This is a genomic window from Nocardioides sp. InS609-2, from assembly GCF_023208195.1.
Classification (GTDB): domain Bacteria; phylum Actinomycetota; class Actinomycetes; order Propionibacteriales; family Nocardioidaceae; genus Nocardioides.
In genome coordinates, this window is record NZ_CP060034.1 from 1978587 (window position 1) to 1998469 (window position 19883).

Genomic DNA, 19883 nt, shown 5'->3' on the forward strand with positions numbered 1-19883 from the left:
GCACCGGCTGGGGGGTCAGCGGGCGGGGAGGATCGAGATCAGGACGGGGTCGTCGTGCCAGGACACGGTGAGGTGGACGGCATCGGCGGCGAGCTCGGGCGTGGAGCCCTCGGTCACGCTCGGCAGACCGAGCGACGAGGTGCCGCCGACGGCACCCTTGAGGCTGCCTGCCACGACATTGACCACCTCGCCGAGCGCATCCTCGACGTCGTCCAGCTCGGGGTCGACGCCCTCCGTGAGCCTCAGCAACGCGCGGGTCATCGACACGGCGGCCGAGTCGGGGCACCAGAGCCGCAACGTGCCGCTCCAGTCGCCGTCGACGGTGATCGATGCCAGGACGCCTGTCTGGCCGGAGGGCCACGAACCGAGCCAGGGCAGCACCGGCCGGTGCAGCATCGCGGTCCACACCTGCTCGACGACGGCGCCGAGCAGGACGTCGTTGGGCGCAAGGACGGTCGTCATCTCACACCTCCACGGGTACGTCGGGAAGCAGGCCGAGGAACTCCAGCTTCTGGCGCATGTCATCGGCCTCGAAGGGCTTGGTGAGGTACTCGTGGGCGCCGGCGGCGAGCGCCCGCACAATGCGGTCCTGCTCACTCTCGGTCGTCACCATCATGAGCGTGATCCCTCGCCACTCGGGGCGCTTGCGCACCTGCGTGACAAAGGTCAGGCCGTCCATGACGGGCATGTTCCAGTCGACACAGGCGAGTTGGGGAGGCTCTTGCTGGGCCTCCAGCACGTCGAGCGCTTCTTGGCCGTCACCGGCCTGGAGTATCTCGAAGCCAGCTGTGGACAGGATGTTCCCGACGATGCGGCGCATCGCGCGGGAGTCGTCGACTACCAGGGCACGCATGAGCGATCTTCCTCTCTGATCCGGTACAGGGCGGAACGACCGGTGGGCTCTCGTTCCCAGCCGTCATCGACCCCACGAGTCATCTCCGCGCCGCCGAGGAACAGGTATCCGTCGGGGGCCGTGACCTGGCGCACCCGGCGCAGGATGTCGCGCTTGGTCTCCAGGTCGAAGTAGATGAGCACGTTGCGCATGAAGACGATGTCGAACTTGCCCATCAACGAGTAGGGGCGCAGCAGGTTGAGCTGGCGGAACTCGACCTTCGAGCGCAGCTCGGGACTGATCCGCCAGTTCAGGCCGTCGCGTTCGAAGTGGCGCACCAGCAGCGACGCCGGCAGACCACGGTTGACCTCGAGCTGGGAGTACTCCCCCGCCCGACCGCGCTGCACCATCTCGTCCGACAGGTCGGTCGCGACGATCGTGACGTCCCAGTTGGCGAGCAGCGGCGAGTCGAGCACCGACATCGCGACGCTGTAGGGCTCCTGGCCGCTCGAGCACGCGGCGCACCAGATCCGGATCGCCTTCCGGGGCCGGGTCTTCGCGAGCGTCGGCAGCACCGTCGTACGCAACGCCGTGAACGGGTCGTTGTCGCGGAACCACGACGTCTCGTTGGTCGTCAGCGCCTCCACGACGGCCGTCAGTAAGCGAGGCTGGCGACGAAGGGCCACGTCCGCGACGTACGACGTCACGTCGCTGTGGCCAGCCGCGCGAGCGAGCGGCAGCAGCCGCGACTCGACGAGGTACTCCTTGCCGGTGTCGAGCACGATCGCGCTTTCGGTGCGGACCAGGTCACGGACGAAGTCGAACTCACGGGAACCCATGCTCACCTGGCCACCTCCACTGCTTCAGGCACTGCGATCCGGCTCGGTCGGGCGAGCCGGCGGACCAGCTCAGGGGCGATCTGCGGCAACGGCAGCACCAGCTCGGCGAGCCCTGCGTTGGTCACGGCGCCCGGCATGCCCCAGACGACCGATGTCGCCTGGTCCTGGGCGATGACGCTGCCGCCACGTTGGGTGATGAGGTCCGCGCCGCGCTCGCCGTCCTGGCCCATGCCGGTCAGCACGACACCGAGCACGGCGCCCCCGGCGGCCTCGGCGGCACTGCGGAAGAGCACGTCGACCGCAGGTCGGCAGTAGTTCTCCTGCGGGCCTTGGGAGAGCTTGGCGACGAAGCCCCGCGAGGTGGACACGAGCTCGAGGTGGTAGTTGCCCGGTGCGATGGCGGCCTGGCCCGGGCCCACCAGCTGGTCGTGCTCGACCTCGGTCACCTCCCACGCCGAAGCGCGGTCGAGTCGGGCGGCGAACTGGCGGGTGAAGACCGGCGGCATGTGCTGGACGACCGCGATCGGGAGGGGCAGGAGCGGCAGCGACGTGAAGAGGGTGTGGAGGGCCTCGGGGCCGCCGGTGGAGCTGCCGATCACGAGCAGCCGATAGCCCTCGGAGCCGGTGCGCGTCGCGAGCGAGGGCCGCGGCGACGTCAGGGTCCTGGGCGTCGGCACGACCGCCGAGGGACGGAGGAAGGTGCGGGGCACGAGTGACTTGATACGCGGGATGAGCGACTCGCGCACGAGCTCCATGGAGCGGTGCACGCTGCCGACGTTGGCCGGCTTGGCGACGTAGTCGGTGGCACCCGCGGCAAGCGCGTCGAGGGTCGCGACGGCGCCCTGCTCGGTGAGCGTGCTGAACATGATGATCGGCGACGTGCACCCGGAGGCGCGGAGCGCCCGCACGGCCTCGATGCCGTTCATCTCCGGCATCTCGATGTCCATGGTGATCAGGTCGGGCTTCAGTGACTCGACCTTGTGCAGGGCCGCGCGACCATTGACGGCCGTGCCGACGACCTCGATGTCGGGGTCCTCCTGGAGCAGGTCACTCACCAGGCGCCGGATGACGACGGAGTCGTCGACGACCAGCACGCGGATCGGCGCCATGGAAGTCCTCATTCTGCGGGGGATGTGGTCCCCCGGACGAGTGACCGCCTGACTCATCGGCAGGTGCCGACGCGACCTGAGCGATTCAGCCGCTGACGAGACGCCATGGGCGCAGGAGTACGTCGGCCTCCGAGGCCGGCAGCAGGTCGTCGACCAGCTGCGCCTGGAGGACTCCCGCCAGCGCGTTCCACGCGCCGTACGCACCGTCGGAGGCGGTGAACCCGCCCCGGTGGAACGCGACGACCCCGGCGAGCTGCACGTCGAGGGCGAGCCGGAGCCGTTCGGACATGGTCACCGCCCACGTCGCTCGATGCATCGCCGGCGCCCACTGGGCCGTGTGGGGGCGGACCTCGTCGACGACCCGACGCCACGCCGTACGCATCTCGTCGTCGGCCGAGGCGATGGCGCGCAGCACGGACGAGGCGCCCGGGGCGTCGACCACGTCGAGACCGTCGAGACCGTCGACCGACAGCACCCCGGCGGCACCCAACGGCGCGGTCATCTCGACCCACAGGTCGGGGTGGGCCGGCTCACGGAGGTACTCGGCCACAGCAGCGTCGGAGAGTACGTCGGCCGCGTCGGCAGCGACCGGGTCCTGCACGGCCATCGATCCACTGCGCAACCAGGTCCAGTCGAAGATCTCGTGCCGCACCAGGTGGTCGAGCCCGGCGGCGTCGCCGAGCATGCCGTTCTCGAGGCGACGCAGGGTGTGCAGCTGCCCGCGCGCGGCCTCGTCGAACGCGCGCCCGGCGTCTGGCAGGAGGTCGGCCAGAGCATCACGCTCGACCATCGCGGCGTCGAGCGCGGAGTGGCGATGCCGTCGGGCCCGTGGTCCGGGGTGGGCAGCGGCGAGCCGGTCGAGCTCGGCGGGTCCACACGCAAGGGCAGCGCGCAGCACACCGGCGACGGCTGCGCCGTGCGGGAGCCGGGCCAGGTCGAAGCCGAGGGTGGCCGCGCCCACGACGGAGTAGCGCATCGTCACCCCTCCCCGCGTCGGCTGTCGTCAGGGGACGACGAAGCCGGTGGCGCCCCCAAGGATGCCACCGGCCTGGTCGTACGTCAGCCCCGGATCAGCCCTGGCGGAAGCGGCCGACCTCGGACCGGAGGTCGTTCGACATCCGAGCGAGCTCGTTGATCGCGTCGAGGGTCTGCGTGACCGACTGCGTGGTGGTGTCGGCTGCTGCCGCCACGCCGGCGATGTTGCTCGCGATCTCGCCCGAGCCGGCGGAGGCCTCGGCGACGTTGCGGCTCATCTCGCTGGTGGTCGCGGTCTGCTCCTCCACCGCCGAGGCGATGGTGAGCTGGTAGTCGTTGATCGAGGTGATGATCGTGGCGATCTCACGGATCGCCTCGACCGCGCCACCGGTGTCGCCCTGGATCGCCTCGACCCGACGGGCGATGTCCTCGGTGGCGTTGGCCGTCTCGCGCGCCAGCTCCTTGACCTCGTTGGCGACGACCGCGAAGCCCTTGCCGGCCTCGCCGGCGCGGGCGGCCTCGATGGTCGCGTTGAGGGCCAGCAGGTTGGTCTGCTCGGCGATCGAGGTGATCACCTTGACGACGTTGCCGATCTCCTGGCTCGACGTACCGAGCTTGGAGACGGCGTCGTTGGTGGTGTCGACCATGTGCACCGCCTGCGAGGCGACCCGGGCCGCTTCGTTGGCCGAGTGGGCGATCTCGCGGATCGAGGCACCCATCTGCTCGGCGCCCGCGGCCACGGTCTGCACGTTGCGGGAGATCTCCTCCGACGCACCGGCGACGAGGCCGGCCTGGGTCGAGGTCTCCTCGGCACCAGCCGAGATCTGCTGCGACGACGCCGACAGCTGCTCGGAGGCGGCGGCGACGGCGTCGGCCGAGACCGACACCGCGGTGACGATCTGGCCGACCGACTCGACGGAGTGGTTGAGCGCCCGCTCGAGCTGACCGAGCTCGGCCGAGGAGGTCTCGGGGACGCGCTGGGAAAGGTCGCCCTCCGCGAAGGCCTCGAGGGCGTCGACCGAACGGCGCAGTGGGCGGGTGATGCTGCGGGCAATGGCGTAGGAGGCGCCCAACAGGACAACGATGCCGACGAATGCGATGACAGGCGTCAGTAGGCGTGTCTGCGACGCGATGTCGTCCTGCTTAGCCCCGAGCACAGCGGTGTAGCCATCCATGGCGTCCATGGCGTTCCCGATGGCTTCGTCGGTGAGGTCGTTGGCGGCCTGGATGTCGCCAACCTGCGCCTTCGCCGTTGCCTGGTCGGAGCCGACCGTTGCCAGGAGCGTCTCGATCTTGTCGACGTAGGTAGCGAACTCGCCGGCCAGCGGGTCGACTGCCGCCCGCGCGTCGGCGTCGAGGTTGCCCGCGTTGGCCTCGATGATCGCGAGCTGCTCGTCGACCGTGGCCGCGTCCTCACTCAAACTGGCCCGCTGTTCGTCGAGGTCCTCGCCGAGGATCGCCTTCAGCGCCGTCACCTTGATCTCGCTGGCCCGCGTGTCCATGGCAAACAGGGCGGCCTGCACCCGCCTGGCCTCGATGAACTGGCCGGTGATGTCGGAGAGCCGCGACTGGCCAGACAACGCGGTGAAGAGCACGGCAGACACGGTGACGGCACCGACTGCGGCGATGGCAGCGAGCCGACGACCCACGCTCAGGGTGACGGGTGACTTCATGGGATATCCGTTTCTCGTGATCAGGCGGCGACGGCGCGGTCGACGTCGAGGGCTAGGAGCAGGCGGTGGTCGAGCTTGTAGGCCCCGAGCAGTAGCTCGCGAGACGTTGCGCTGAGGGTGTCGGGCGGTGATTCGAACTGGTCGTCCTCGACGTCGACGACCGCTCCGATGCTGTCGACCAGGAGCGCGACCGACTCGCCGGCAGCCCTGATCACCACCATCATCTGGTCGGCTTCCCCGGTGTGCGGTGGCATGCCGAGCTGCTCGCGCAGGTCGATCGCGCTGAGCACCTGGCCACGGAGGTTGATGAGTCCGGCCAGCGTGGAGGGCGCGAGCGGGATGCGGGTGCGCGGGAGCCCGCGCAGCACCTCGCGCACGGACTCGACGCGGACGCCGTACAGCCGCGCGTCGAGGGTGAACGTGACGAACCGGGTGCTCATACCGCCTCCTGCTCAAGTGCGTCGAACGCTGATCCGGAGCCCGACCAGGCGTCGTACGACGACAGGTCGGAGCTGTCGGTGCCCGCATAGAAGTGGGGGTCGGCGGCGAGCACGGCGTCGCGCACGTCGAGTACCTCCACGACTCGGTCGCGGACCAGCACCGAGCCGAGCAGACCCCGGTCGGCGATGTCGTGGTGGATCTCGGTCTCCTCGTCGACGATGTCGACGATCTCCTCGACGACGATCGCGAGGCTGCGCGCGCCGGCGGTGTAGATGATGACCACCAGGTCCTTCTCGCCCGACTCACCCGTGTCATACGTCGCGACGCCCAGGTGCCGGGCCAGTCGCAGCAACGGCAGGATCTCCCCGCGATACTGGACGACCTCACGGCTGCCCACGACCTCGACGGACGCCTGCGGGATCTTCTCGAGCCGGGTCACAGACGACAGCGGGATGGCGACCCGACGACCGCCACCGATACCGGCGACGAGGAGCCGGACGTGCTCGACGGCCACCTTCGTCTCCTCGGCCTGCGCGGCGACGCGCTCGAGGATGTCGGCGTTGAGGGAGCGGCGGGCCAGCGCCTGTACGTCGAGGATGAGCGCCACCCGGCCGTCGCCCAGGATCGTGGCACCTGAGTAGGTGCCGAGGGACTTCAGGCGCGCCCCGAGCGGCTTGACGACGATGTCCTCGGTCGACAGCACCCGGTCGATGACCAGTCCGAAGCGCTTGCCATCGGCCTGGAGGACCGCGATCAGCACGTGGCCGTCGCTGCGCTCGGACTCGACGCCGAGCACGTCCGCGAGGTGGACGAGCGGCAGGAGGGTGCCGCGCAGTCGGTGCACGGGGGCGCCGTTGACGTCTTCGATGGCGGTGGCCGCACGGTCCGCGCCCAGCGACACGAGCTCGAGCAGGTTGACCTGTCCGATGGCATAGGTGTCACCTGCGCACTCGACGGTCAGGGACGGCACGATCGCGAGCGTGAGCGGGATGCGAAGACGACAGGTGGTGCCGCGGCCGAGCACCGAGTCGATCTCGATGGTGCCGCCGATGCTCTCGATGTTGGTCTTGACGACGTCCATGCCGACGCCGCGGCCCGACACGTTGGTGACCGCGGTGGCGGTCGAGAAGCCCGCGGTGAAGATGAGCTGGAGGATGTCGGCGCTCGACATCAAAGCGACCTGGGCCTGCGTGCGCACGCCCTTGTCGACGGCCTTGGCAGCGATCCGCGCAGGGTCGATGCCGGCGCCGTCGTCACATACTTCGACGACCACCTGGCCGCCCTCGTGGTAGGCGCGCAGGGTCACCAGGCCCTCGGCCGGCTTGCCGGCCGCCACCCGCTCGGCGGCCGACTCGAGTCCGTGGTCGACCGCGTTGCGCACCAAGTGGGTCAGCGGATCCTTGACCGACTCGAGCAGCGAGCGGTCGAGCTCGGTCTCCCGGCCGACCATGGCCAGCTCGACCTGCTTGCCGCAGGCGGCTCCGAGGTCGCGTACGACGCGCGGCAGCTTGGCCCAGAGGTGGTCGATCGGCTGCATGCGCGTCTTCATGACGCCCTCCTGCAGCTCGGTCGCGATCAGGTTGAGTCGCTGGGCGGCGCGCACGAGCTCGAGGTTCTCCTGTCCGGAGGCCTGTCGCACGATCTGGTTGCGGGTCAGCACCAGCTCTCCGACCTGTCGCATCAGGCTGTCGAGCACGTCGACGTCGACGCGGATCGACGACTCGGCGACATTGCGCCGGGTGCCCTCCTCCTCGGCAGGGGAGCCGGCGACCGGGTCTGCGACCGGCACGACCGCCAGCTCGACTACGGGATCGGCGGCCAGCTCCTCGACGAGGTCGGCTGCCAGGTCGGCTCGGGGGTCGGTCTCGGGGACCGGATCAGGCACGAGCACCGGGGAAGGCATCACGTCCCGGCCCTCCAGCACCTCGGTGATCCGGGCGACCGCCTCACTGACGTCGACGGTGCCCTCGGTGCCGTCGTGCTCGATGGCGGCCAGCAGGTCACGCACCCGGTCCACCATGGCCAGCAGCACGTTGGTGGTGGCGGGGGTCATGGTCATCTTGCCGTCACGCAGCCGGGCGAGCAGGTTCTCCCCGACGTGGGTCACCGCCTCCAGCCGGCCGAAGGCCAGGAAGCCGCTGGTGCCCTTGATCGTGTGGATGGTCCGGAAGATGCTCCCGAGCAGGTCGCGGGAGTCAGGGTTCCTCTCCAGCTCCACGAGGTCGCGGTCCAGCTGATCGAGGTTCTCGTGGCTCTCCACCAGAAACTCCGAGATGATCTCGTCCATCTCATCGATCTCGTCCATTTGTGGCCCTTCCCTCAAGCGTCGACAGGGGGACTATCGACACGAGAGGGGCTGACCTGAGAGGAATCGCGGGGCGCCGCTCGGTTAGCGCGTCGCGCCATCCTCGGTGCCGGACAACACGACCTCGGCCAAACGGTGCAACCTGGCGTCGAGGTGCTGCTCCGGTACGGCGACCGGGTCGGCCCCGCAGATCTCGAACGTGTAGGTGAACATGTCGGGCTTGGGCAGAGCCGGCTTGACGCGGCGCAGGTCCAGGCCGCTGACCAGGTCGCGCACCTCATCCGCTCGCGGATCGGCGCCGTCGAGGTCGACGACGCCGACGGTGGTGCGGCCGGCGAACCCACCCGATCGACGGACTGCCACGACTCCCGCAGGCACGTCGGTCGGCGAAGCGGCTGCCCCCGTCCCGGTGGGGACGGACTCACCTCCGGGGTCGACGCCGACCTGTAGCCAGGCCTGCCCGACGGCCTCTGCCCGGTCACCGGCGGCGGCGACCGTGGCCGCGGCGAAGGCCGAGAAGTCGGCGTCGGCAGCGAGCCTGCCGGAGGTGAGCGCGGCGTACCAGATCTGTCCGGCGCCCTGCCAGACCGAGCCACCGATGGCGAGTGCAGCAAGATGGAAGGCGCGGTTGGGGATGCCGGAGTTGATGTGCGTACCACCGTTGTCGTCGGCGGTGTCGACGAATTCGTCCATGTGGCCGACCTGCGGATCCTGGCCGAGCACCGGGTCGTCGTAGGCGGTGCCGGGCGCCGCCATGTCGCGCAGCGCCCGCGCCTGCACCCCCGGGAGGAAGAGGCCCTCGCCGATCAGCCAGTCGGCCTGGTCGACGGTCTGGCCGAGAACCCGCTGCTTGAGGCAGGAGGCAAAGACGTCGGAGACCGACTCGTTGAGCGCCCCCGGCTGACCCTCGTAGGCCAGGGCGGCAGTGCTCTCGGTGACCGCATGCGTGAACTCGTGCGCGAGCACGTCGATCGCCGTGGTGAACCGGTCGAAGACCCGACCGTCGCCATCGCCGAAGACGAGGTGCGCGCCGTCCCAGAAGGCGTTGTCGTAGTCCTTCTCGTAGTGCACCGTGAGCGAGACGCCGACCCCCTGCCCGTCGTACGACGCCCGGCCGAACTCCTCGGCGAAGAGCGCCAGCGTGGACGCGATGCCGTCGGCCGCCTCGTCGACCGCGGCGTCGCCGACCGCCGGCTCTCCGGCGGCACGCACGGGCTCACCGGGCAGCACCGTGCCGTTGTCGGCGGTGTGCACCAGCCAGGCGCCGTCGATGACAGGTGGAGCGGCAAGCCGGGCCGCCCGGCGTCCTCGAACGCCCGCGTCGACACGCAGCGTCTGGTTGGACGAACCGGCGCCCGGGTGCCCGGACTCGGCGATTCGGCGCAGGAGATAGGGCGGCACGAACAGGCACGTCATGCCTCCAGTCCTACCCGAGACCAGCGACAAACTGAACCGTCCGAACGCATGGGATGGCCCGGGCGCGATTCTGGGAAAGTCATGCGCCGCCGATAGGATTGAGCGCACTCCCACCCCAGCGAAAGCGACGGCGTACCCCCATGTCTGGAACCACAACTCGCAGCGATCTGCGCAATGTCGCGATCGTCGCCCACGTCGACCACGGCAAGACGACGCTGGTCGACGCGATGCTGCGCCAGGCCGGTGCCTTCACGGCCCACCAGGCCGAGAGCGTCGCCGAGCGGGTCATGGACTCCGGTGACCTCGAGCGCGAGAAGGGCATCACGATCCTCGCGAAGAACACCGCGGTGCACTACGCCGGTCCGGCCGGTGGCGGCAAGCCGATGGTCATCAACATCATCGACACCCCCGGCCACGCCGACTTCGGTGGCGAGGTCGAGCGCGGCCTGTCGATGGTCGACGGCATCGTGCTGCTCGTGGACGCATCCGAGGGTCCGCTCCCCCAGACCCGCTTCGTGCTCCGCAAGGCGCTCAACGCCGACATGCCGGTGATCCTGGTCGTCAACAAGACCGACCGCAGCGACGCCCGCATCGCCGAGGTCGTCGACGAGACCTACGAGTTGTTCATGGACCTCCTCGACGAGAGCCACAGCCAGGACGCCCTCGACTTCCCCGTCGTCTACGCGTCGGGCCGCGCCGGCATCGCCAGCCTGGTGGCGCCCGAGGACGGCACCATGCCCGAGGGCAGCGACCTCGAGCCGCTGTTCAAGACGATCCTCGAGACCATCCCGGCCCCCGTCTACACCGAGGGCGCGCCGCTGCAGGCCCACGTCACCAACCTCGACGCCTCCCCGTTCCTCGGCCGGCTCGCGCTGGTCCGCGTCCACGAGGGCACCCTCAACAAGGGCCAGACCGTCGCCTGGATGCGCCGCGACGGCTCGGTGAAGAACGTCAAGATCACCGAGCTCCTCGTCACCGAGGGCCTTGAGCGTCAGCCAGGCCAGAGCGCTGGTCCCGGTGACATCGTCGCCGTCGCCGGCATCCCCGAGATCACCATCGGCGAGACCCTGGCCGACGCCGAGAACCCCGTCGCGCTGCCGCTCATCCACGTCGACGAGCCCGCGATCTCGATGACGATCGGCACCAACACGTCGCCGCTCGTCGGCCGCACCAAGGGCGGCAAGGTCACGGCTCGCCTCGTGAAGGACCGTCTCGACGCCGAGCTGGTCGGCAACGTGTCGCTACGCATCCTCCCCACCGAGCGCCCCGACGCGTGGGAGGTGCAGGGCCGCGGCGAGCTGGCGCTGGCCATCCTCGTCGAGCAGATGCGACGCGAGGGCTTCGAGCTCACCGTCGGGAAGCCGCAGGTGGTCACCAAGGAGGTCGACGGCAAGGTGCACGAGCCGTTCGAGCGCCTCACCATCGACGCGCCCGAGGAGTACCTCGGCACGATCACCGAGCTGCTCGCGTCCCGCAAGGGCCGCATGGAGTCGATGACCAACCACGGCACGGGCTGGGTGCGCATGGAGTTCCTGGTGCCGGCGCGTGGCCTGATCGGCTTCCGCACCGAGTTCCTCACCGACACCCGCGGCACCGGCATCGCGCACGGCATCTCCGAGGGCTACGAGCCCTGGGCCGGCGAGATCCGCTCGCGCACCAACGGCTCGCTCGTCGCCGACCGCAAGGGTGCGGCGACGGCGTACGCCATGACCAACCTGCAGGAACGCGGCATCATGTTCCTCGAGCCCACGACCGAGGTCTACGAGGGCATGATCATCGGCGAGAACTCCCGCGCCGACGACATGGACGTCAACATCACCAAGGAGAAGCAGCAGACCAACATCCGGTCCGCCACCTCCGACAACTTCGAGAAGCTGATCCCGCCGCGCCACCTGTCGCTCGAGCAGTCCCTGGAGTTCTGCCGTGACGACGAGTGCGTCGAGGTCACCCCCGACGCGGTCCGCATCCGCAAGGTCGTGCTCGACGCGCACGCCCGCGCCAAGACCGCGTCCCATGCCCGCAAGGCCAACAAGTGACCCCACGGGTCCTGTTCCGCCGGGTCGCGATCGCCGAGGCCATCACCTGGGCGCTGCTGCTCGTCGGCATGTTCCTGAAGTACGTCACCGAGACCACCGAGCTCGGCGTACGCGTCTTCGGCATGGTGCACGGGGTCGTGTTCGTCGCCTACTGCCTGGTGACGCTGGTCGCCTGGGTCGACCAGCGCTGGACGCCCGGGCGCGGCATGCTCGGGCTCATGGCCGCAGTCCCGCCGTTCGCCACCATCGCCTTCGACGTGTACGCCGAGAGGCACGGCATGCTGTCGACCGACTGGCGCCTGGTGTCCACCTCACCGGCGTCGCTCCCCGAGCGCGCAGTGTCGTGGCTGCTCCGCAACCCCGCGCGCGGCGCGCTCGCCGGCCTGGCCGCTGTCGTCGTACTCACCGGTGCAGCCCTGCTCGTCGGCCCTCCTGCCTGATCCACTTCCTTCGGAATCCCCGGTCGACCGGGGATTCCTGAACTTGTCGGCCGGTGCAAGGCCGGACAAGTTCAGGAAGTGCCTGTCCAGCCACTCGTTCTGCCTCGGACGTACGGCTACCATCCGAGCTGCTCGACCAGGGCTTGCCCCGCACGCACGGCCGCCCGCAGCAGCGGATGGCCCTGTGTGAGGTGCTGGGTGTGAGGTGCCGGATCAGCTGGGGTCCGTGACCACCGCCACGCCCTCGATGCGCACGGGCTTGTTCTTGCCCACGACGACCTTGAGCTTGCCGCTCTCCGGTGAGTCGAACACCACGGCGCGGAGCCGGTTGACCCGGTTCTTGCCCTGGAGGCTGAACGTCTTGACCCGGTGGTTGCCGACGAACAGCTTCACGGGCCCGGCGTTCTTGCGAGTGCTGACGACCAGGGTGATGGCCGTGGCCTGGCGGATCCGGGTGATCAGCTTGTCGCCCTTGTCGCTCGAGGTGACGTAGTCGTTGCCGTAGGCCCGTTTGTCGTTGACCTTCCTCCAGTCGCCCTTCTTGACCAGCTGACCGTCATCGATCGGAACGGTGAAGGTCCGCGTCGCCGGGGTCGCGTCTGCGACGCCAGCGGCGTTGACCGCAGACACCCCGAAGAGGTGGGTGCCCGCCCTGAACTTGAGCTCCTTGCCTCCGGCGCCACACGGGACGGTGGCGTCGTCGACCGTGCAGACGAACGTCGCCGACGCGCTGCTCGACGCGTAGTCGAACGTCTGCCGCTTCTCGAGCACGACGGAGTTGTCGTCAGGGCCTTCGGTGATCGTCGTGTTCGGCGCCGGCGAGGCCGCCAGCTTGAACGACGCGTCGTTGACGTCGAAGAAGTAGTTGCCCACCGCCTCGATCTTGATGCGTACGTCGGCAGCCGTGACGTTGGGCATCGTCAGCGCCTCGGATCCGTCGTTCGGTGTCGCCGCGGCAAGAACCGACCCGAAGGTCGCACCACCGTCGGTGGACGCCGTGATCTTCACCGTCGGCGCGAGGCCCTGGGTGTTGTTGACCGCCCACGTCACGGGCACGGAGGTGCCACCCGCCACGGTCGCCCCGGGGGTCGCCTGCGACGTGACCTGGAACGGCCCGGCCGTCGGGTCGAGCCTGAGGGTCACGTCGTCGAAGGCCAGGCCTCCTCCGGTCGGGTAGAGGTCGCGAGCGGTCAGCCGGAAGTGCATGGCCGGGACACCTGACTCGGGAGTGCCGAGATACCCGGTCTTCGGCAGGTACTCGGAGTAGCACTCCACCAGTGCCGGGTCGAGCCGCACGAAGGGCACCGGCGGCGGGGGCGCCGTCGGGCAGACTCCGGTGGCGGCGTTGGTGTTGCCGCTGAGGACCTGCGCCAGATCCGGGAACACCCGGGTCGGGCTGCCGTCTGCGAGGTTCTCGCCCGGTGACGGCGTCAGCAGCGAGTCGGCCGCGGACACCTTGGCTTCCTTGCCGAACACCCGGAAGAGCGGTCCGTCGATCTTGGTGTTGCTGACCAGGGCGGTGCCCGCGGTGCCGGAGGCGTCGTCGTTCTGCTCCCAGAGGTACAGCAGCGGGTCGCCGTCCCCATCCGTGCCGGAGCCGGTGAGCGCGAACGGCGTACGCATCGGCAGGGTCTTGTCTGCCGGCGCCGTCACCGAGGGAGCGAGGTTGTTGGTCGGCTCGGGCAGGAGGCCGCCGCCGTTGTCCGACGGCCCACCCTTGGCGGTCTCACCGACGAGGGTCGTGGCGCCGGTGCCGGTGACGGTGAGGGCGTCGTAGTCCACGTCGCCGGCGTCGGCCGGGACCTCGAGCACGAAGGGCGCCTCGTTGAAGATCACCTGGAAGCCGCGGTCGTCGATCTCGGTGGGGTCGGGGCGGTAACCCTCCTCGTCGAAGTCCCACTGGACCACGGACACATCGGCCCCGGTGGCCGCCTCGATCGCGGCCTCGACACCGGCAGCGTTGTAGGTGCTTCCGCGAGTGACGCTCACCGGCGCGGAGCCGTCGTAGCTGATCTGGAGGCTGTCGGTCCCGCTGAAGTCACGCAGGGAGACGGTCTGCACCTCGTAGTTGCTCGCGGGAGCGCCGCTCGTATAGGTCGTCACTTCGTCGACCGACCGCTGGGAGAAGTACGGGTCGGAGTGCGCCTGCAGGTTGTCCTGACGGCAGATGCCGGCGTAGGCCATCACCGACGACCCGGAACCCGGCTCGACCGAGGTGATGGACTCACGGTTGCCGCCGGAGCAGTTGGACTGCGTGCCGTTGAACGTGTGGTTGCCGGCGAACTGGTGACCCATCTCGTGGGCGACGTAGTCGATCGCGAACAGGTCACCACGGGGGTCCGGCAGGCCGGTGCAGCCCGAGGCCTTGTAGTCCCCGCCGACGACGCCGAGGAACGCGACTCCGCCACCGTTGACGCCGAGCGCGAGGTGACCGATGTCGTAGTTGGAGGCGCCCACCAGCAGGCCGAGCACGTTGCGGTTCTCACCGAGTGCGGGCGAGTCGCAGTAGTCGAGACCGCCGGGGACGTCGTCACTTTCGTCGTCGGGCGTGCCGCCGTCGTCGTACAGGCTGAAGCAGGGGGCCGAGCCACACGGCCCGTCGGGACCGGTCGCCTCGGCGTCGGTGTCGAAGTTGAGGCTGTCGGTGGCGTTGACGAGGCGCATGGTGATGGCCAGGTCGTCGTTGTAGACCTGGTTGACGCGGTTCATCAGCGTCACCTTCTCGGACAGCACGTTGCTGGCGCCGAACTTGAGTGCGTACGTCGGGTCGGAGGTCAGCGCGAGGCGGTATACCTTGCGCACGATCGGCGCTCCCGCTGCGGCAGACGGCGCGGCGGCCGTGGCATCGCGGAGCTTGTCGCCGACGCCCTGGATCTCGCCCTCACGGCGGCGCTGCTCGGCGGCGGGCAGGTCGGCGCCGTAGTAGCTCAGGTGCTGCGTCGTGCCACGGCCGTTGTAGGCCGGGTCGACGTACCAGTCGCGCTGCCCACCCGGCGCCCGCACGGAGGCGTGGAAGCCCATCGGCGTGAGGTCGAGCGAGATCGAGGCGAGCGGGTCGTCGACACCGCGGCCGGAGTACGTCGCGAGCTCGGGGTGCGCGGCGGCGAGCTTGGACTCCATGATCTGGGTGCGCTGGACCCGGAAGCGCACGGGAGCACCGGACGGGTCGGGCACGGAGACCACGGCGGAGGCAGCGCCGGTGGGCAGCTCACCCTTCAAAGCAGGGATGTCCACCCGGGTTGCAGAGAAGGACTCGGGCCTGACCCGGACCTTCGCGCCGGACGGCTTGAAGCCGCTGAGCTTCGTGAAGGCTCCGTCGTCGGGGGCAGCGCCCGCCGGAGCGAGGCTGGCGACCGGCAACACCCCCACACCGAGCACGAGCATGATCAGGACGGCAATTCGGCGTGCACCGGGCATTGGTAGCGCTTCCCCTCGAGAGAATGACGTCGCCCGCACTCTAGGCACGGTCCGCTTCCGGCGCCAGCCCCCTACCGGCGAGTCAGCCGGGCACGCGCGTCGTACGCAGCTGTGGGGCCAGCACGAACAGCCCGAGCAGCGGAACCACCGCGAGCGCGGCGAGGCTCAGCGGCAGACCCACGACCTCTCCGAGGCCTCCGACGACGGCGGAGCCAACACTTCCGCCGACCAGGAAGAAGAGCGTGGCCACACCCAGGGCGACGCCGCGGACGTCCTCGTGCACCGCGTCGCCGACGGCGGCGCTGAGGGCCGGCTGGCCGATGCCGAAGATCACGGTCACCACCGCCACGACGAACCCGAGCAGCGGCGCGGAGACGAGCTGCGCGCCGAGCGACGCCAGCAGCAGCGCCACACTGGCACCCACGGTGGCAGCGGCGATCGCGGCGGCCGGCCCGATCCGGTCGATCAACGGTCCGGCGAAACGCGGCACGAAGAGCGCGACGGCCGCGCTCGGAACGAGCAGCAGGCCGACCTGCCACGGCTCCCAGCCCTCGGCGACGAGCACCGCGGGCACACCGATCAGCAGCGCGAACCACGACGCGGGGATGGCCGACGCCGCGATGGCGCTGCGCACCACGGCCGGGTTGCGCACCACACTCACCGGCAGGAACCCGTGTGGGCGTCGACGCATCCGCCACGCGACCGCGGGGGCCCCGAAGACCATCAGGAAGACGCCGACCAGGGCCACCACCAGACCCGTCGACGGCGACTGCACCAGCAGCACCAGCCCGGCAGCGGTCGCCGCCACGAGCACAGCGCCGAGTACGTCGAGGCTGGCGCCGGTGCCCTCACCCGTCAGCGCCCGCCAGATCAGCGGGAGCACCAGCGCACCGAGGATCGGCAGCGCCATCACCGCGCGCCAGCCGAACGCATGCTCGACGATGCCGCCCACGAGCGGGCCCATGCAGCTGACGGCGGCAGCGGTCGCAGCGAGCCGGCCCAGAGCCAGTCCGCGCACCGGGCCGGCGTACCTCGCACTCAGCACGGCGACGCCGAGCGTCGGCACGGCAGCGGCGCCCGCGCCCTGCAACAGGCGGGCGACGAGCAGCACGGAGTAGGTCGGGGCGAAGGCCGCGACCAGGGCGCCACCCGTCATCAGGCCGATGCCGACCATCAACGGGATGCGCACGCCGACCAGGTCGGAGACCCGGCCGTAGACGGCGGTGGTCACCGCGAGCATCAACGTGTAGAGGCTGATCGTCCAGATGGCGGTCCCGACGCTGATGCCGAAGTCGGCACCCATCAGCGGCAGGGCGATCGCGGCGGAGGATGAGCCCATGCCGGCGAGCCCGAACAGGAGTCCGAGCAGGGTCGACAGGCGGCGGGATTCGGCAAGCATCGAGGGCTCCAACCCCGGCCACGCCCTCTGCATTCCGTCAGGCGTCTCACGCGCCCTACGCTGGAGCACCATGACTGCCAGCCGTGTCCTCCCCACCGACGAAGCCACCGACCTCCTCAAGCTGGTGCGCGACCTCGCCACCAACGAGCTCGCGCCGCGCTCGGCCGAGGCCGAGGCGACCGAGACCTTCCCGCGGGACGTCTTCCGGATGCTCGGCGAGGTCGGCGTTCTCGGACTCCCGTACGACGAGGAGTACGGCGGCGGCGGGCAGCCCTACGAGGTGTACCTGCAGGTGCTCGAGGAGCTCGGCGCCGTGTGGTCGAGCGTCGGCGTCGGCACCAGCGTGCACGCGCTGTCGTGCTTCGGCCTGGTGAAGTTCGGCACCGACGAGCAGAAGAAGCAGTGGCTGCCCGACATGCTCGGCGGCCAGCTGCTCGGCGCCTACTGCCTCTCCGAGCCGCATGCCGGCTCCGACCCGGCGGCGATGCGCGCGACGGCCAAGCTCGACGGCGACGACTACGTGCTCAACGGCGCGAAGGCGTGGACCACGCACGGCGGCCAGGCCGACTTCTACAAGGTGATGGCCCGCACGTCCGACGACCGCAACGGCATCTCCTGCTTCCTCGTGCCCGCCGATGCCGAGGGGCTCACGGCCGACAACCCCGAGAAGAAGATGGGCCTCACCGGCTCGACCACGGCGACCATGTTGTTCAGCGACGTGCGGGTGCCCGTCGAGCGCCGGCTCGGCGCCGAGGGTGACGGCCTCAAGATCGCGCTGGCCGGCCTCGACTCCGGCCGTCTAGGCATCGCCGCCGTCGCCATCGGGCTCGCCCAGGGCGCCCTCGACAAGGCGGTCGCCTACGCCCAGGAGCGCCAGACGTTCGGGCAACGCATCATCGACCACCAGGGCCTGGCGTTCGTGCTGGCCGACATGGAGGCGGCGGTGCAGAGCGCCCGCGCCATGACGCTGCACGCCGCCCGCCTCAAGGACCGCGGCCTGCCGTTTTCCCGCGAGGCCAGCATCGCCAAGCTGGTCGCCACCGACAACGCCATGAAGGTCACCACCGACGCCGTACAGGTGCTTGGCGGCTACGGCTACACCAAGGACTTCCCCGTCGAGCGCTACATGCGTGAGGCCAAGGTCATGCAGATCTTCGAGGGCACCAACCAGATCCAGCGGATGGTCATCGGCCGCTCCCTCGACAAGGACAACGCGGGCACGATCACCCACGGCTGAGACCACCGGTAGCGGTGGTGTCCGCTCACCACCTGCGTGCCACGGTGGAGGGCATGACCAAGAAGATCGCATTCCTGACCGCGTCAGAGGGCATCGAGAGGGTCGAGCTGACCGAACCCTGGGAGGCCGTCGTACAAGCCGGGCACACCGCCGTACTCCTGTCGCCGGAGGCCGGCGAGGTGCAGACCTTCGACCACCTCGACAAGGCCGAGACGAGGCCGGTGGACGTGAAGGTGTCCGACGCAAGCATCGACGAGTACGACGCGCTCGTGCTGCCCGGCGGTGTCGCCAACCCCGATGCCTTGCGCATGGACGCCGACGCCGTGAGGTTCGTCAAGGACTTCGTGGCGTCCGGCAAGCCGGTCGCGGCCATCTGTCACGCGCCGTGGACGCTCGTCGAGGCCGGTGTCCTCGACGGCAAGCGGCTGACGTCGTGGCCGAGCCTGCAGACCGACATCCGCAATGCCGGCGGCACCTGGGTCGACGAGGAGGTCGTCACCGACGGCAACCTCATCTCCAGCCGCAACCCGGGCGACCTGCCGGCGTTCAACAAGGCCCTGCTCGACGCGATCGGCTGACTCAGCGGGTGACGTGCCAGCGCCCGAGCAGGGTGCCGGCTTCCTCGAGCAGCAGCGTCGGGGTCAGGGGTACGTCGATCTCCGAGCCCACCACGATCCGCAGCCGGCTACCGGCCACCGCGCGGGGCACGACGGTGACGCAGAGCTCGTCGGCGACACCCTCGGCCAGCAGGTGATGCAGCAGCTGTGGGCCGCCCTCCGACAGCTGCTCGGTGAACCCGCGGTCGTACAGGGCAGCCTTCAGGGTGACGAGGTCGACCGAGTAGGTGCCGAGGACCATGACGTTCTCGGGCCCCAGCAGCGCGCGCGCCTCGGCGAGTCCGGGTGCGCGCTCGGTGGTCGCCATCAGCACCCGGCCGGGCTCGGCGCCCTGGAGCAGCGGCGGCACCCGCGCCGAACGGCTCACGACGACGAGAGGCACGGCGGTGGGTCGGTAGCCCTCGGTGCGCAGTGTGCCCGCACCGACCACCACGCAGTCAGCGACCCGGCGCAGCGCGTCGAAGACCCGCTTGTCGGCGGCGTTGTTGATGCCGCCGCTCTTGCCGTCCTCGCCCTGGGCGGCGCCGTCGACGGTGCTCACCATGTTCACCCGCAGCCACGGCCCCACATGGTCGAAGGGCCGCGCGTAGCGGGCCGACAGGTCGTCGTCCGCGACGTCGGCACCCGGGTCGTCGCCGATCAGGACGCGCATGTCCACCTCACCACCCAGTAGGCGACCCCGTACGGGTCGTCGGCGTAGTCGACCACGGCCTCCTCGACGCTGAGCCCCCCCAGCGAGGCCAGCCCGTCGATGCCGCTGGCCCACAGCTCAGCAGCCAAGGTCAGGTCGAGGCCCGCGAGCGCGCTGGCGTCTCCGGCGGCCAGCGCCGCACCCAGCGCGTCGTCGAACGCGACGGCCCGGTCGTCGAGGTGGCCTGGCGCCTTCTCGGTGCGCTTCGCCGACCCGTTGGCCAGCACCAGCACCGGGTCGTCCGCCTGAGACCGGGCCCTGACCCGGTGTGGGGCGGACGACTCGAGGAGATGGGTGCCCACACGCTCGGCCTGTACGTCGGCAGCCACGATCCGCACTCCGTCTGCCCCATCGACCAGCCACGCGACCGCCGACGTCGCTGCGGCACGCAGCTCGGCGACGGGGTCCTCGCGGCCGGCGTACTCGGGCAGCAGGGCCAGCACCGGCGCCACGATC

17 protein-coding genes are annotated in these 19883 nt (G+C 70.1%); 4 read left to right on the plus strand and 13 right to left on the minus strand.

The annotated features are described in order from the left end of the window. Positions 1–15: 15 nt before the first annotated feature. From H4Q84_RS10375 to H4Q84_RS10415, 9 genes are all read right to left on the minus strand, one after another. Positions 16–462 (minus strand): chemotaxis protein CheX, encoded by a 447-nt coding sequence (locus H4Q84_RS10375; protein ID WP_248583308.1) that lies wholly within the window; start codon positions 460–462, stop codon positions 16–18. 1 nt (position 463) lies between these two features. Then, the gene (locus H4Q84_RS10380; protein ID WP_248583309.1) at positions 464–853 is read right to left on the minus strand and encodes a response regulator; all 390 of its coding nucleotides are present in this window, start codon (positions 851–853) and stop codon (positions 464–466) included. Beyond that, positions 838–1671 carry a protein-glutamate O-methyltransferase CheR gene (locus tag H4Q84_RS10385; protein ID WP_248583310.1) on the minus strand — a complete coding sequence of 278 codons (834 nt, stop codon included), beginning with the start codon at positions 1669–1671 and terminating at the stop codon, positions 838–840. Before H4Q84_RS10385 ends, H4Q84_RS10380 begins: the two co-directional genes overlap by 16 nt. A 2-nt stretch (positions 1672–1673) precedes the next feature. Further along, complete coding sequence (locus H4Q84_RS10390) at positions 1674–2780, minus strand: chemotaxis response regulator protein-glutamate methylesterase (protein ID WP_248583311.1); 1107 nt, start codon at positions 2778–2780, stop codon at positions 1674–1676. An 85-nt stretch (positions 2781–2865) separates the two neighbouring features. Then, positions 2866–3756 (minus strand): hypothetical protein, encoded by an 891-nt coding sequence (locus H4Q84_RS10395; protein WP_248583312.1) that lies wholly within the window; start codon positions 3754–3756, stop codon positions 2866–2868. A 94-nt stretch (positions 3757–3850) separates the two neighbouring features. Continuing rightward, positions 3851–5428, minus strand: a complete 1578-nt coding sequence (locus H4Q84_RS10400) for a methyl-accepting chemotaxis protein (protein WP_248583313.1) — start codon at positions 5426–5428, stop codon at positions 3851–3853. Between the two features lie 20 nt (positions 5429–5448). Then, positions 5449–5868 (minus strand): chemotaxis protein CheW, encoded by a 420-nt coding sequence (locus H4Q84_RS10405; RefSeq protein ID WP_248583314.1) that lies wholly within the window; start codon positions 5866–5868, stop codon positions 5449–5451. Next, a complete protein-coding gene (locus H4Q84_RS10410) occupies positions 5865–8174 on the minus strand; it encodes a chemotaxis protein CheW (RefSeq protein WP_248583315.1) in 2310 nt (769 codons plus the stop codon). Before H4Q84_RS10410 ends, H4Q84_RS10405 begins: the two co-directional genes overlap by 4 nt. Before the next feature lie 84 nt (positions 8175–8258). After that, positions 8259–9590, minus strand: coding sequence for a protealysin inhibitor emfourin (locus H4Q84_RS10415; protein ID WP_248583316.1), 1332 nt, complete (start codon positions 9588–9590; stop codon positions 8259–8261). Positions 9591–9730: 140 nt separating this feature from the next. Between H4Q84_RS10415 and typA the strand changes: the two genes are divergently transcribed. Continuing rightward, complete coding sequence (gene typA, locus H4Q84_RS10420; RefSeq protein WP_248583317.1) at positions 9731–11626, plus strand: translational GTPase TypA; 1896 nt, start codon at positions 9731–9733, stop codon at positions 11624–11626. Then, positions 11623–12066: a DUF3817 domain-containing protein gene (locus H4Q84_RS10425; protein ID WP_248583318.1), complete on the plus strand. Its 444-nt coding sequence runs from the start codon at positions 11623–11625 to the stop codon at positions 12064–12066. The genes typA and H4Q84_RS10425 overlap by 4 nt, the downstream gene beginning before the upstream one ends. Before the next feature lie 213 nt (positions 12067–12279). On the opposite strand, the gene H4Q84_RS10430 is transcribed toward H4Q84_RS10425, so the two are convergent. Both H4Q84_RS10430 and H4Q84_RS10435 read right to left on the minus strand, forming a co-directional pair. Then, complete coding sequence (locus H4Q84_RS10430; RefSeq protein ID WP_248583319.1) at positions 12280–15483, minus strand: reprolysin-like metallopeptidase; 3204 nt, start codon at positions 15481–15483, stop codon at positions 12280–12282. 82 nt (positions 15484–15565) lie between these two features. Continuing rightward, positions 15566–16882 carry an MFS transporter gene (locus H4Q84_RS10435; RefSeq protein WP_248583320.1) on the minus strand — a complete coding sequence of 439 codons (1317 nt, stop codon included), beginning with the start codon at positions 16880–16882 and terminating at the stop codon, positions 15566–15568. A 70-nt stretch (positions 16883–16952) separates the two neighbouring features. On the opposite strand from H4Q84_RS10435, the gene H4Q84_RS10440 reads away from it, so the two are divergent. Together H4Q84_RS10440 and H4Q84_RS10445 are read left to right on the plus strand one after the other, a co-directional pair. Further along, positions 16953–18119: an acyl-CoA dehydrogenase family protein gene (locus tag H4Q84_RS10440; RefSeq protein ID WP_248583321.1), complete on the plus strand. Its 1167-nt coding sequence runs from the start codon at positions 16953–16955 to the stop codon at positions 18117–18119. Between the two features lie 53 nt (positions 18120–18172). Then, positions 18173–18697: a type 1 glutamine amidotransferase domain-containing protein gene (locus H4Q84_RS10445; protein ID WP_248583322.1), complete on the plus strand. Its 525-nt coding sequence runs from the start codon at positions 18173–18175 to the stop codon at positions 18695–18697. 1 nt (position 18698) lies between these two features. On the opposite strand, the gene H4Q84_RS10450 is transcribed toward H4Q84_RS10445, so the two are convergent. Both H4Q84_RS10450 and H4Q84_RS10455 read right to left on the minus strand, forming a co-directional pair. Further along, the gene (locus tag H4Q84_RS10450) at positions 18699–19388 is read right to left on the minus strand and encodes a dihydrofolate reductase family protein (RefSeq protein ID WP_248583323.1); all 690 of its coding nucleotides are present in this window, start codon (positions 19386–19388) and stop codon (positions 18699–18701) included. Beyond that, positions 19376–19879, minus strand: coding sequence for a hypothetical protein (locus tag H4Q84_RS10455; protein ID WP_248583324.1), 504 nt, complete (start codon positions 19877–19879; stop codon positions 19376–19378). The genes H4Q84_RS10450 and H4Q84_RS10455 overlap by 13 nt, the downstream gene beginning before the upstream one ends. Positions 19880–19883 lie beyond the last annotated feature (4 nt).

What these genes read in the sequence shown, in the direction of transcription:
- H4Q84_RS10375 (WP_248583308.1), bottom strand. Translation starts at nt 462, where the DNA reads ATGACGACCGTCCTTGCGCCCAACGACGTCCTGCTCGGCGCCGTCGTC.
- H4Q84_RS10380 (WP_248583309.1), bottom strand. Translation starts at nt 853, where the DNA reads ATGCGTGCCCTGGTAGTCGACGACTCCCGCGCGATGCGCCGCATCGTC.
- H4Q84_RS10385 (WP_248583310.1), bottom strand. Translation starts at nt 1,671, where the DNA reads ATGGGTTCCCGTGAGTTCGACTTCGTCCGTGACCTGGTCCGCACCGAA.
- H4Q84_RS10390 (WP_248583311.1), bottom strand. Translation starts at nt 2,780, where the DNA reads ATGGCGCCGATCCGCGTGCTGGTCGTCGACGACTCCGTCGTCATCCGG.
- H4Q84_RS10395 (WP_248583312.1), bottom strand. Translation starts at nt 3,756, where the DNA reads ATGCGCTACTCCGTCGTGGGCGCGGCCACCCTCGGCTTCGACCTGGCC.
- H4Q84_RS10400 (WP_248583313.1), bottom strand. Translation starts at nt 5,428, where the DNA reads ATGAAGTCACCCGTCACCCTGAGCGTGGGTCGTCGGCTCGCTGCCATC.
- H4Q84_RS10405 (WP_248583314.1), bottom strand. Translation starts at nt 5,868, where the DNA reads ATGAGCACCCGGTTCGTCACGTTCACCCTCGACGCGCGGCTGTACGGC.
- H4Q84_RS10410 (WP_248583315.1), bottom strand. Translation starts at nt 8,174, where the DNA reads ATGGACGAGATCGATGAGATGGACGAGATCATCTCGGAGTTTCTGGTG.
- H4Q84_RS10415 (WP_248583316.1), bottom strand. Translation starts at nt 9,590, where the DNA reads ATGACGTGCCTGTTCGTGCCGCCCTATCTCCTGCGCCGAATCGCCGAG.
- typA (WP_248583317.1), top strand. Translation starts at nt 9,731, where the DNA reads ATGTCTGGAACCACAACTCGCAGCGATCTGCGCAATGTCGCGATCGTC.
- H4Q84_RS10430 (WP_248583319.1), bottom strand. Translation starts at nt 15,483, where the DNA reads ATGCCCGGTGCACGCCGAATTGCCGTCCTGATCATGCTCGTGCTCGGT.
- H4Q84_RS10435 (WP_248583320.1), bottom strand. Translation starts at nt 16,882, where the DNA reads ATGCTTGCCGAATCCCGCCGCCTGTCGACCCTGCTCGGACTCCTGTTC.
- H4Q84_RS10440 (WP_248583321.1), top strand. Translation starts at nt 16,953, where the DNA reads ATGACTGCCAGCCGTGTCCTCCCCACCGACGAAGCCACCGACCTCCTC.
- H4Q84_RS10445 (WP_248583322.1), top strand. Translation starts at nt 18,173, where the DNA reads ATGACCAAGAAGATCGCATTCCTGACCGCGTCAGAGGGCATCGAGAGG.
- H4Q84_RS10450 (WP_248583323.1), bottom strand. Translation starts at nt 19,388, where the DNA reads ATGCGCGTCCTGATCGGCGACGACCCGGGTGCCGACGTCGCGGACGAC.